Annotated in this window: 18 protein-coding genes; 17 read left to right on the top strand and 1 reads right to left on the bottom strand. The window is 52.6% G+C overall.

Annotation, left to right across the window (positions count from 1 at the left end; all coding sequences use genetic code 11):
* Positions 1-1,357: histidine--tRNA ligase (hisS, locus tag ABQ298_03295; protein MEQ9823387.1), on the top strand; the 1,357-nt coding region annotated here is incomplete at its 5' end.
* On the top strand, positions 1,347-2,042 hold the full coding sequence (locus ABQ298_03290) for a 3'-5' exonuclease (protein ID MEQ9823386.1): 696 nt from the start codon (positions 1,347-1,349) through the stop codon (positions 2,040-2,042). The genes hisS and ABQ298_03290, both read left to right, overlap by 11 nt.
* A gap of 75 nt (positions 2,043-2,117) precedes the next feature.
* On the opposite strand, the gene ABQ298_03285 is transcribed toward ABQ298_03290, so the two are convergent.
* Positions 2,118-2,720, bottom strand: coding sequence for a hypothetical protein (locus ABQ298_03285; protein MEQ9823385.1), 603 nt, complete (start codon positions 2,718-2,720; stop codon positions 2,118-2,120).
* Between the two features lie 200 nt (positions 2,721-2,920).
* On the opposite strand from ABQ298_03285, the gene rpsL reads away from it, so the two are divergent.
* From rpsL to rplN, 15 genes are all read left to right on the top strand, one after another.
* The gene (gene rpsL / locus ABQ298_03280) at positions 2,921-3,301 is read left to right on the top strand and encodes a 30S ribosomal protein S12 (GenBank protein ID MEQ9823384.1); all 381 of its coding nucleotides are present in this window, start codon (positions 2,921-2,923) and stop codon (positions 3,299-3,301) included.
* Between the two features lie 37 nt (positions 3,302-3,338).
* A complete protein-coding gene (rpsG, locus tag ABQ298_03275; protein MEQ9823383.1) occupies positions 3,339-3,812 on the top strand; it encodes a 30S ribosomal protein S7 in 474 nt (157 codons plus the stop codon).
* A gap of 48 nt (positions 3,813-3,860) precedes the next feature.
* Positions 3,861-6,002 (top strand): elongation factor G, encoded by a 2,142-nt coding sequence (gene fusA / locus ABQ298_03270; protein ID MEQ9823382.1) that lies wholly within the window; start codon positions 3,861-3,863, stop codon positions 6,000-6,002.
* A gap of 31 nt (positions 6,003-6,033) precedes the next feature.
* A complete protein-coding gene (gene rpsJ / locus ABQ298_03265; protein ID MEQ9823381.1) occupies positions 6,034-6,342 on the top strand; it encodes a 30S ribosomal protein S10 in 309 nt (102 codons plus the stop codon).
* Between the two features lie 216 nt (positions 6,343-6,558).
* Positions 6,559-7,206, top strand: coding sequence for a 50S ribosomal protein L3 (gene rplC, locus ABQ298_03260; GenBank protein ID MEQ9823380.1), 648 nt, complete (start codon positions 6,559-6,561; stop codon positions 7,204-7,206).
* Positions 7,207-7,225: 19 nt separating this feature from the next.
* The gene (rplD, locus tag ABQ298_03255; protein MEQ9823379.1) at positions 7,226-7,861 is read left to right on the top strand and encodes a 50S ribosomal protein L4; all 636 of its coding nucleotides are present in this window, start codon (positions 7,226-7,228) and stop codon (positions 7,859-7,861) included.
* The gene (gene rplW / locus ABQ298_03250; GenBank protein ID MEQ9823378.1) at positions 7,858-8,148 is read left to right on the top strand and encodes a 50S ribosomal protein L23; all 291 of its coding nucleotides are present in this window, start codon (positions 7,858-7,860) and stop codon (positions 8,146-8,148) included. Before rplD ends, rplW begins: the two co-directional genes overlap by 4 nt.
* A gap of 22 nt (positions 8,149-8,170) precedes the next feature.
* Entirely contained in the window at positions 8,171-9,013 is an 843-nt protein-coding gene (rplB, locus tag ABQ298_03245; protein ID MEQ9823377.1) for a 50S ribosomal protein L2, read from the top strand.
* A gap of 21 nt (positions 9,014-9,034) precedes the next feature.
* On the top strand, positions 9,035-9,304 hold the full coding sequence (gene rpsS, locus ABQ298_03240) for a 30S ribosomal protein S19 (GenBank protein MEQ9823376.1): 270 nt from the start codon (positions 9,035-9,037) through the stop codon (positions 9,302-9,304).
* Positions 9,305-9,483: 179 nt separating this feature from the next.
* A complete protein-coding gene (rplV, locus tag ABQ298_03235) occupies positions 9,484-9,816 on the top strand; it encodes a 50S ribosomal protein L22 (protein ID MEQ9823375.1) in 333 nt (110 codons plus the stop codon).
* Between the two features lie 15 nt (positions 9,817-9,831).
* The gene (gene rpsC, locus ABQ298_03230) at positions 9,832-10,470 is read left to right on the top strand and encodes a 30S ribosomal protein S3 (protein MEQ9823374.1); all 639 of its coding nucleotides are present in this window, start codon (positions 9,832-9,834) and stop codon (positions 10,468-10,470) included.
* 24 nt (positions 10,471-10,494) lie between these two features.
* The gene (rplP, locus tag ABQ298_03225) at positions 10,495-10,911 is read left to right on the top strand and encodes a 50S ribosomal protein L16 (GenBank protein ID MEQ9823373.1); all 417 of its coding nucleotides are present in this window, start codon (positions 10,495-10,497) and stop codon (positions 10,909-10,911) included.
* Positions 10,912-10,935: 24 nt separating this feature from the next.
* Entirely contained in the window at positions 10,936-11,145 is a 210-nt protein-coding gene (gene rpmC, locus ABQ298_03220) for a 50S ribosomal protein L29 (GenBank protein MEQ9823372.1), read from the top strand.
* 11 nt (positions 11,146-11,156) lie between these two features.
* Positions 11,157-11,423, top strand: coding sequence for a 30S ribosomal protein S17 (gene rpsQ / locus ABQ298_03215; GenBank protein MEQ9823371.1), 267 nt, complete (start codon positions 11,157-11,159; stop codon positions 11,421-11,423).
* Positions 11,424-11,449: 26 nt separating this feature from the next.
* The gene (gene rplN, locus ABQ298_03210) at positions 11,450-11,812 is read left to right on the top strand and encodes a 50S ribosomal protein L14 (GenBank protein MEQ9823370.1); all 363 of its coding nucleotides are present in this window, start codon (positions 11,450-11,452) and stop codon (positions 11,810-11,812) included.
* Position 11,813 lies beyond the last annotated feature (1 nt).

Genomic DNA, 11,813 nt, shown 5'->3' with positions numbered 1-11,813 from the left:
AGGTTTTTACGCCTTGGGTATGTTTGAGACCCTGCCTGGTTTTCGTGAATTTTACCCGGATGCATTTGCCGTTCGCCGTGCGCTGTTTGAATCATGGCGCCGGACACTCCAACTTTGTGGTTTTGAGGAGTATGAAGGGGCAGTGCTTGAACCGCTTGAGCTGTATGTCGAGAAATCCGGCGAGGAGATTGTTGATCAGTTGTTCCACTTCACGGACAAAGGCGGGCGCAAGGTGGCAATGCGTCCCGAGATGACGCCGACGCTGGCCCGAATGGTGGGCAGTCGGGCCAATGCGCTTCGCCGCCCGGTAAAGTGGTTCAACATCGGCGATCACTTTCGCTATGAGCGCATGCAGAAGGGAAGAACGCGCAGTTTCACCCAGCTCAACGTGGACATTCTCGGAGAGAGTGGGGTAAAGGCGGATGTGGAATCGATTTCGACGCTCGTGTCGGTGTGCCGTCGGCTGGGCTTGAAGTCAGACCAGTTTGTGATTCGTGTCAGTGATCGGGACTTGTGGTTGATGGCGCTCAGTGCGCTCGGTGTCACTGAAGCTGCGCAGACCGGAGTGTTGGCCGTGATCGACAAGGTGGAGCGCAGCACGGATGAGCAGACGTTGGAATCCCTGCGCAATGCCGTGGGGCCGGATGTCGATGCTGAGGTGATACTCACCGCGCTTCGCAGATTGTTTGCGTTAAAGGATCTCGCTTCCATGCATCAGTTTTTTGGAACCTTGCAGGATGTGGGTCCAGAGCTGAGCGAGCGCATACACCAACGTTTGTCCACCTGGCGGGAATTGATCGATGGCTTGCAATCGCTCGGGAGTTGGGACTGTTGCGAGGTCGATCTGCGCATCGTCAGAGGACTTGCCTATTATACCGGGTTTGTATTTGAGGCTTTCGAGAAGGGCCGCAGTTCCCGCGCATTGGCAGGGGGTGGCCGCTACGATCACCTCATTCAAAAACTGGGCGGTCCGGATTTTCCTGCTGTGGGCTGGGCGATGGGAGATGTTACGATGATGGACTGCCTGAACTATCACAGCCTTGCTCCGAAACTGGAATCACCTGCAAGGGTGTTTGCCGCAATGGAAGAGCAGACCACTCGTGAAGCCATGTCGGATGTTGGACGACTGCGGGATGCTGGGGTTGGAGTGAGCTATTCCTACAAAAAAGCTGGGTTTGGCAAACAGTTCAAGGAGGCAAATCAGTTGGGCTGTAACTGGCTGCTGATTTATGGCGGGGACGAGGTTTCCGCTGGAGAAGTCTTGGTGAAGGACCTTGCAACGGGGACCGAACAGCGTGTTGCGCGCGATCATTTGATTCGCTTTTTCAGGGAGCGGGGCATCGGTGATGCCAAGTGACAGGACAGACGATGCATACCGGGAGGCATCCGCCCATGCTCCAGGGGGCACAGCGGTGTATGTTGTGGATTTTGAAGGCAGTTTAAAGACGGGAGTGGTCGAGTTTGGGGTGGTTTGTCTGGAACAGGGATCGATGATCTCGACAGAAACCGGAATGTGCCGCCCGGAACGAACCCAGGATCCCCGCGATGTGTTGTTGCATGGACTACGCGATGAGATGTTGCGGAAGCAACCCGCATTTGAAGCCTATCGCGAGCAGTTTCATGATTACCGTCGCCGTGGTGTGCTTGCTGCCCACCATGCGGTTGTGGAAAATGGGTTTCTCGCAAAGTATTGGCACACGGTACCTGCGGGGGGTGCAGACGGCCACGCCTATCCCAGTCTGGGTTCCTGGGGGCCGTGGATCGACTCTCGTTTGGTGTGCCAGCGCTGCTACCGGGGACTGCCGAACTACGGGCTGATGTCGCTTATTCGACAGTTTTCGCTGCAGGCACCACTGGATGATCTGGCCGCGACGCACTGTCCTCCAGATCGACGAAAGCCTCACTGTGCGTTGTACGATGCCCTGGCATCCGCCCTGCTGTTACTTCGTGTTCAGCAGCATGCCGGACTGGGTTTGCGGGACTGGGTGAGGCTATCGCAATCCGGCGGGGAACCTGATTGTGCACAGCAGGAGTGGTTTTGAACGAAGGCGAAGAATGCGCGCAGAAAAACACTCAAGCCAGTGAGCGGTTTCCTGCGCATCCAGAATCCTGAAGCATCAATAGCGACGAATACGCTCCACAGACTTGATGGAGGTCTTTCCGTTCATGCGAATGTTAACCAGTTTGGGGTCATTGCTTTCGGTTTGAAAAACAAAATTCCACATGCCATCCCGGACCACATCATTCGAACCCGTCACCAGTGTGGCATTGAGGCAATAATAGTTCTTTTTGTCCTGCTTCTGTAACAGTTGAACCGCAGTTGAAAGCGCGGATTCCACTGAAATCGGGGGAGTGACGGTTTCAGGCCATGGGTGATCCAGCTTGATGTTGAATTCTTTGACCTTCTGAACGGACACCCGGCCATCCATGCGGACGGCGGTTGAATAGTTGTTGCCCAGTTCGGTCGAGAATCCGATCAGCCAGTAACCCATGTCTGTGTTTCCCCCTTCACCGTTGAGCAAAGTGGCATTGACGCAGTAGAGCGGGTCGAGTTCGAGGGATGCCACCTGAGTGCGACCCAGGTGAAGGGCTTCGGCCAGTGAGACCGGAGGTTCGAGTTTATCGGGCCAGATGTTTACGGCCTGCAGCGCGACAGCACTGAGTGAAATCAGCACGGCGCAGAGGAGAGAGCGAGTCAGGTTCAGTTTCATTCCATTCATACTGGGTTGAGCTTAAATTGGATTGCATTCGTTTGTAAATACGATACCTCTTCGGATTCTTTCAAAACAGGGAGCAAATCAATGACGAGAACCTGCAGGCTTTGTTCAATATTGTGTCAGAATCAAAAATTATGCTTGCAAATGGCGTATCAAATTTTAACTTCAGCTCCTTTTTACTCGAAACATAACGGTAATAACTAATGCCCACAATCAATCAGCTTGTAAATCGTCCAAGACGTCTCATCAAAGCGAAATCCAAGTCACCTGCTTTGAAGGCGAATCCATTTCGTCGTGGGGTTTGTGTTCAGGTGATGACGCGCACTCCCAAGAAGCCGAACTCCGCTATCCGCAAAGTTGCCAAGGTTCGTCTGACCACCGGAATCGAAGTCATTGCCTACATTCCCGATGAGGGGCATTCCCTGCAGGAACACAGTATCGTGCTGGTACGCGGTGGACGTGTGAAAGACCTTCCGGGGGTTCGTTACCACATTGTTCGAGGGACCTTGGACTGTCAGGGTGTTGAAAAACGCCGCCGCAGCCGTTCCAAGTACGGTGTAAAGCGCCCAAAGGCAGCTTCCTGATGACGGGCAACGTGTAAATTCCAACTTTTTTCAAATCATGTCCAGACGTAGACAAGCCGAAAAACGACCCATTCTTCCCGATCCGCGCTATAGCAGCACCTTGGTGTCCAACCTGATCAACATGGTCATGCTCAGCGGGAAAAAATCGATTGCTCAGGGGATTGTGTATGGTGCATTTGAACTCGTGAGTGAGCGCCTTGGAAAGGGCGATCCGATTGATCTGCTCATCGGCGCACTTGAAAACGCGCGTCCCAAGCTCGAGGTGAAGAGCCGTCGAGTGGGAGGTGCTACTTATCAGGTACCGCTTGAAATCCCTTATGAGCGCCAGCAGGGACTCGCGTTTCGCTGGATGGTGACTGCCGCGCGGAATCGCAAGGGGAAGCCCATGCGTGAAGCCCTCGCAGACGAGATTGTGGATGCTTACAATAACACCGGTTCGGTGGTTCGCAAAAAAGAAGAAACGCACAAGATGGCGCAGGCAAACAAAGCGTTTGCGCACTTGCGCTGGTAGTCGGATTGACCGACTTCCTCTTTTTGTTCTTTCCAAGGTTTACCGTTTATGCCCGTAGAGTCTTCATCTCTATCCAGTGCAAATGCCCCCAGACGCAAAACGCCGCTTGAATTTACCCGAAATATTGGGATCGCGGCGCATATCGACGCGGGCAAGACCACGACCACCGAGCGCATGCTTTATTACACGGGTGTGGTGCACAAGCTTGGTGAAGTTCACGAAGGCACAGCGGTTACCGATTGGATGGAACAGGAACGCGAGCGGGGGATTACCATTACCTCCGCTGCCATTTCCTGTGATTGGACTTGTCGGGTAGGTCCATTTGAAGGCATTCGCCATCAGATCAATATCATTGACACTCCGGGGCACGTGGATTTTACCGCCGAGGTAGAGCGATCCCTCAGAGTGCTTGACGGAGCGGTTGCAGTTTTTTGTGCGGTTGCGGGAGTGCAGCCGCAGTCCGAAACTGTCTGGCGGCAGATGGACAAGTATCATGTGCCTCGCATTGCCTTCATCAACAAGATGGATCGCATCGGTGCGGACTTCTATGATGCCATCCGAAGCATGGAAGTGCGACTGAATGCAAACGCGCACCCCTTGTGTTTGCCCATTGGAGCGGAGGATGATTTTCGCGGCATGGTGGATCTCGTGCGCAATGTTGCTTACCTGTATGATGAAACGGATCCGCTGGGTGTGAACTTTGATACGGTTGCAATCCCCGAGTCCATGCGACTGGAGGCTGAGCAGTACCGCGAGGGATTGATTGAGGCGGTTGCGGATCATGATGACGAGCTTGCGCACCTGTATCTGGAAGGACTCGACATTCCGGTTGATGTGTTCATGCGGGCCATTCGCAAGGCGACTGCATCGCTTGCATTTATTGGAGTGATACCCGGTACGGCTTTCAAGAACAAGGGTGTGCAGTTTTTGCTCGATTGCATAGTCGCTTACCTGCCGAGTCCGCTCGACGTTCCGCCAATGCGTGGGGAAGATTCGAATGGCAGGGAAGTTCTGATCTCACCCGATGATCAGGCAAAAGTGGCGGGTCTCGCTTTTAAGCTTTGGAACGACCCTTATGTGGGTAAACTCGTGTTTTTTCGCACCTACTGCGGCAACTTGAAAAAAGGTGCGGTTTTGTGGAATCCGCGCACGGGCAAAACGGAGCGCATCAGCCGCCTGCTGGTGCTGAAGGCCGAGAGCCGCGAAGATGTGGATGAAGTGTTTTCCGGAGACATCTGTGCGCTGGTTGGAGTGCGGGAAGTGGTCACCGGGGATACGCTTGCTGTGAAAGGGCTGGATATTCGCCTTGAGCCTCCCTCCTTTCCAGAGCCAGTCATTTCACTTTCGATTGAACCCAAAACGGTTGCCGATCAGGAAAAAATGGCGATTGGACTGCAGCGATTGGCAGAGGAAGATCCGACTTTTACTGTGAAGACGGATCCGGAAACGGGGCAGACCATCATCGCTGGTATGGGTGAATTGCACCTTGAGATTATTCGAGACCGACTCTTCCGGGAGTTCAAGGTCGGCGCTGACTCGGGACGCCCCATGATCGCCTATCGCGAAACGGTATCTGCCGCCACGCAGAGTGAGGGCAAATTTATCCGCCAATCCGGCGGGAAGGGTCAGTATGGCCATGTGGTGATTGAGATCGAACCGCTTCGCCGTGGGCAAGGCATCGAAATCGACAGTCGCATCAAGGGTGGTGTGATTCCCAAAGAATTTATCAAACCTGCGCTGGATGGTATTCGCGAGGCGGCCAACAATGGTGTGGTAGCCGGTTACCCCGTCGTCGATTTTCGGGTATCCCTGCTGGATGGTTCCTTTCATGAAGTTGACTCCTCTGAAATGGCATTCAAAATGGCGGGAATCTTTGCGGCAAAAGAGGCGTTTAAGAATGCCCAGCCCATACTGCTTGAACCGATGATGAAGGTTGAAGTCAGTACCCCCGAAGAGTTTCAGGGAGACATCATGGGCGACTTGAATCGTCGAAGGGGGCAGATCCAGCACATCGACTCGAAAAAAGGACTGAGCATCATTGAGGCAATGGTTCCTCTGGAAATGATGTTTGGCTACGCGACTGATGTGCGTTCGCTCAGCAAGGGTCGTGCGAGTTATTCGATGGAGCCGTCACACTTTGAGGAGGTTCCATCCGGAATCATCCAGCGTATCATTGATACATCCTACTAATTTATTAACCAAACAACAATAAGGGTTTCAGATGAAACAAGCAAGAATCCGTATCAGACTCAAAGGTTTTGACTATCGCGTGATCGATCAGTCATCGAGTGAAATCGTCGAGACCGCCAAGCGGTCCGGTGCTCGTGTGGCGGGACCGATTCCGTTGCCGACCCGCATCGAAAAATTCACTGTACACCGCTCACCTCACGTGGACAAGAAATCGATGGATCAGTTCGAGATCCGCACGCACAAGCGCATGATCGATATCATCGAACCGACAGCGGCCACCGTGGATGAGCTGAAGAAGCTCAACCTGCCAGCGGGTGTCGATATCACCATCAATGTCTGAGGTTGAGCGGATTTGTGAGCCGGAACCGTGTATCGGAAATCCGGCTTCGGGTCTGCAAAAAATCCAGGAAAGGTAAGTTGAATGTTCGGATCAAAATATTTTCCGAATAGAGCTTGATTTATTTAACGCCGCTGTTTTAATCAGCCGTTTTCACATTTGTTACAAACTAAAGCAGGTCTAATCGAAACGGCTTTCCAAGCCACCTGCCGCTTAGCTATGAACGTAAGTCTATTAGGTACAAAAATAGGTATGACTCAGGTGTTTGACGAAAACAATCGTCTGCACCCTGTCACTGTTGTCCAAGTTGGACCTTGCCCCGTCACGCAGGTGAAGACCGCAGAAAAAGATGGGTATAACGCAGTCCAGATCGGATTTAAGGAACAGAAGGACAGTCGCCTCAATAAGGCGAAGTTGGGTCACCTCTCAAAAGCGAAGCAGAGTGGGTTGGTTCACTTGCAGGAATTTCGCGTTGACGACGCCAGTGGCGTAAACGTGGGTGATGTGCTCACGGCTGAGTCGTTCAAGGCCGGACAGATGATCGATGTCATCGGTACCTCAAAGGGACGTGGTTTTCAGGGCGTTGTGAAGCGCTACAATTTTGGTGGAGGACCCGCCAGTCACGGTTCGATGTTTCACCGACGTGGTGGTTCTTTCGGAATGTGCCAGTGGCCTGGACACATCATCAAGGGAAAAAAGATGCCCGGACACATGGGGGATGTGCGTCGCACCGTTCAGAACCTTCAGGTTGTAAAAGTGCTGCCGGAGAAGAATCTGATTCTGGTTCGCGGTAGTGTTCCTGGTTCAAACGGTTCGTTGGTTACCGTGCGCACAGCAGTGAAGAACCGGAACAAGCAGGTTGCATAAGGGAAGGGAAAGACTCGCTATGAAATTTAAATGTTACACACCGGACGCTTCCAGTTCCTCCGACAAGGAGGTCGCAGAATGGCCTGTTCTTGAGGGAGACAAAGGAGCACACGCCCTTCGTCAGTATGTGCTGGCGGTGCGCAATAATCAGCGCCAGGGAACGGCTTCGACGAAGACTCGTGCGGAAGTCAGCGGCACAGGTAAAAAACCCTTTCGTCAAAAGGGAACGGGTGGTGCCCGTCAGGGATCCCGCCGCACCGTTATCTGGAGAAAAGGTGGCGTTGTGTTTGGGCCCAAGCCCCGCGACTACTCCGAAAAGGTGAACCGCAAGGTGAAACTGCTGGCACTCAAGCGTGCTCTCTTTGAGCGTGCAAGCGACGGACGTATCGACCTGATCGAGAGCCTCCAGACGGATGAGATTAAGACGAAGGTGATGAATCAAATCATCTCGAAAATCGCACCGGATGGTAAGGTATTGCTGATTGACGATACTTTTGATGCCAAAACGGCGCTTTCCGTTCGCAACATTGAACGCGTTGGCATGGTGGATCCGGCAAGTTTGAATCCGTTGGATCTGCTGGCATACCAGCGAATTATCATCACTGAAAAAGGGACCGATTCGTTGATCGCCCGCATCAAAGGAGCCGAATCATGATCAATGCTTCAAAAGTTCTCAAAGAATCGATTGTGACCGAAAAAGCGACCGCGCTTTCGGCGAATAACAATCAGTATTCCTTCGAAGTATATCCCGATGCTGACAAGAAAGACGTCGCTGCTGCAGTTGAACAGCTGTTCAAGGTAGAGGTCGTCCGCGTCAACATCCTCAATACCAAGTCCGTTAAGAAGCGCAGCCGGTACAATCGCAACCAGATGGGCACCAAGCGCGGAATGAAAAAAGCAATCGTCACGCTCAAGCAGGGTAGTGCGATCGAATTGGTCTGATAAGGCATAGGAGATCACAAAAATGGCTTTAATTGAAACAAAACCTGTAACTCCCAGTCAGCGCTTTTACGTGCACAACCGATCTGAGGTTGCAAAGAAGCGCCCGGAGAAAGCACTGACCGAGAGCAATCATCGGAAAAAGGGTCGAAATACCTATGGTCGTATCACTTCCCGTCGTCGCGGAGGTGGGCACAAGCGCCTTTACCGTATCATCGACTTTCGACGTGCACGCCACGATGAAGTTGCAGAGGTGATTGCGATTGAATACGATCCGAATCGTTCTTCCAACATTGCCCTCGTGCAGTATCCTGACGGAGAAAAAGCCTACATTATCGCTGCAGACGGCGTGAAGGTAGGGTCAAAGCTCGTCAGTTCCAACAAGAAGGTAGACGTTGAAGTCGGCAATTGCATGCCGTTGCGCTTCATTCCACCTGCAACCAGGATCCACTGTGTGGAATTGCTCCCAGGCAAGGGCGCCCAGTTGGCGCGATCTGCAGGAAATGCTGCCCAGCTGGTAAACATTGATGGTAAAAAGGCCATCATCAAGCTTCCCTCTGGAGAAGTTCGCATGGTCAATGCAGACTGCAAGGCGACCATCGGAAGTGTTGGCAACAGCCAGCACCAGAATGCAACGATTGGCAAAGCCGGACGCAACCGCTGGCTGGGACGTCGCCCCCGTGTCCGTGGGGTAGCCATGAATCCGGTCGATCACCCGATGGGTGGTGGAGAAGGAAGAACTTCGGGTGGTGGTCATCCGATGTCACCGTGGGGTCAACTGGCAAAGGGATATCCAACCCGCAGCCGCTCCAACCCGAGCAACAGTCAAATTCTGGTCCGTCGCAACGGCCGGAAGTTCAGTCGATAATTTCCGGAAGCATCACGAAATATGTCTAGATCAATCAAAAAAGGATTCTTTGTTGACCCGGGACTGATGAAAAAAGTCCTCGAGGCCCAGGAGACGAACTCTCGCAAACCGATTCAGACCTGGTCCCGGCGTTCGACCATCACTCCGGATTTTGTGGGATTGAACATCAATGTTCACAACGGCCACAAGTTTCTGACCGTGTATGTGACTGAAAACATGGTAGGGCACAAACTCGGTGAGTTTGCACTCACCCGAACCTTCAAGGGTCACAGCCCGCACACTCACAAATAAGGTAACCTCGTGGTTGGGATTGCAACAGCTTGCACTTGCGGGAAATCCGGCGCTGAGCTTCAGCGCACTGGACCTGCCCTGACCGTCGCAAACCATCAACCAAACTACTACGGAACAGGGTTCATCTATGCCTGAGCAAGGCCTGATGAACCATCCTTAACAATAAACTTTGCAGCAAAATGGAAATAAGAGCACTTACCAAGTATTCCCGGATTTCTCCGAAGAAGGCTCGTGAAATCACCCGTGTGATTCAGGGAAGGAATGCATCGGAAGCAGTGGATTTGTTGAAGTTCATTCCTCGCAAATCAGCTCGACTGGTGTCGAAGACCCTGCAGTCTGCGATCGCAAACGCCGAGAACAATGCAAACCTGTCGGCTGATGCGCTGACCATCAAATCCGCGATTGTGAATGAAGGCCCCGCGCTTAAGCGTTTTCGCCCGGCAGCGAGAGGTTCGGCTCATCCATACAAGAAGCGCATGAGTCACATTCAAATCGTTCTTTCTGATTCATAACCCGGAGCATTTCATATGGGACAAAAAGTAAATCCAATTGGTTTCAGGCTTTCAGTACGACGTGACTGGAGATCGCGCTGGTACGCTGGCAAGAAGGAATTTCCTGCTCTGATCGCCGAAGATTACAAGATCCGCAAGTTTCTTGACGGCAAATTGCGTTACGCATCGGTTTCCAACATCATGATCGAGCGGGCCTCGAACCGTGTGCGGGTAAAGATCTTTACGGCTCGTCCCGGATTTGTGATCGGGCGCAAGGGACAGGAACTGGACAAGCTCAAGGAAGAATTGGCAAAGCTCGTCGGACGCGATGTGATCGTGGATGTCCAGGAAGTCAAGAAACCTGAGCTGGTCGCTCAGTTGGTAGCGGCCAATGTAGCTTTACAACTGGAACGACGTATCTCGTTCCGTCGCGCAATGAAGAAAACGGTGCAAACCACCATGGCTTTGGGCGCAGATGGCATTCGTATCCAGTGTTCGGGTCGTCTTGGCGGAGCCGAGATTGCCCGGACTGAACAACAACGGGCGGGTCGTGTTCCACTACACACGCTTCGCGAGAACATCGATTATGGCTTCGCTGAGGCAAAAACCGTTTACGGTATCATTGGCGTGAAGTGCTGGATTTGTTTGCCCAACGAAGACGACAGCAACCAATAATTCCCATTCCAAACTTCTTTTCAAATGGCACTCATACCGAACAGAACCAAATACAGAAAGGTCCACAAGGGTCGCATCCGCGGGAAAGCAAAACGCGGAGATTCGATCGCCTTCGGTGACTTCGCGATCCAGACTCTGGAGCGCGGCAAACTGACTTCTCAGCAAATTGAGGCGGCTCGTATTGCGATCAACCGTCATTTGAAGAGAAAGGGCAAAGTATGGATCCGTGTTTTCCCCCAAAAGCCTGTTACCAAGAAGCCTGCGGAAACCCGCATGGGTAAGGGAAAAGGCAACGTGGAATATTGGGTCGCAGTAGTCCGTCCCGGAAACGTGCTTTATGAAGTATCCGGATGTCCGATCGGGGTTGCCCGCGAAGCCATGCGTCTGGCGGATGCCAAGTTGCCAGTGGCATGCCGCTTCATCAGCAAGGAAGAGGAATAAGACCGACAGAGGAGTACAACACCGATGGCCAAGAAAACAGAACTCAAGGAGCTCAGCATCGCAGAGCTCGAACATAAGATTCGGGAGACCCAGGATGAACTCGTTCACCTTCGCCTGCGCAAGCAGACAGGGCAGGTGGAGCATCCTCACCGTTTGAAAGAGCTTCGCAAACAGATCGCTCGCCTGAACACATACCTGAACCTCAAGAAGCAAGCCGAATCGACAGCGGCCTAACCCAATCGACCATGAGCGAAAGAAACAAGAGAAAACAACTGACAGGTGTGGTCACCTCCCGCAGTGGAGACAAGTCCATCAAGGTCGTCTATTTTTATAAGATTCCGCATGCTCTCTACAAGAAGGAGATCAAGCGCAAGACCGTTGTTCACGCCCACGACGAAAAAAATGAGTGTGCAGTAGGTGACAAGGTTGAAATCATGGAGACCCGTCCGGTCAGCAAGCTGAAGCGCTGGCGAGTGGTTCGCGTCGTCGAAAAGGCACCGATTGTCGGTTAAACACCTGAAAGAGGAGATCGTAGGTTATGATTCAAATGGAAAGTGTTTTGGCGATCGCTGACAACAGTGGTGCCAAGTCGGCAAAGATGATTCGTCGTCTGGGCCAGGCCAAGAAAACAGCGTCTGTCGGAGATGTGATTGTCTGTCACGTTACCGAGCGCGCACCGGATTCGAATGTGAAGAAGGGTGCTGTAGTGAAGGCCGTGGTCGTGCGCACGAAGGCACCGATCAAACGTCAGGATGGCAGTTCACTCCGCTTCGATGAGAATGCGGTCGTGATCATTAACGATGCGGGTAACCCGATTGGAACCCGCATATTTGGACCTGTTGCCCGCGAATTGCGTGCGAAGTTCATGAAGATTATTTCCCTCGCACCGGAGGTGTTGTAAG

The organism is Puniceicoccaceae bacterium (assembly GCA_040224245.1).
In the GTDB taxonomy this organism is placed as follows: Bacteria; Verrucomicrobiota; Verrucomicrobiia; order Opitutales; family JAFGAQ01; genus JAKSBQ01.
The sequence above is the reverse complement of the archived record's forward strand: the minus strand, read 5'-3'. Positions and strand labels throughout refer to the sequence as shown.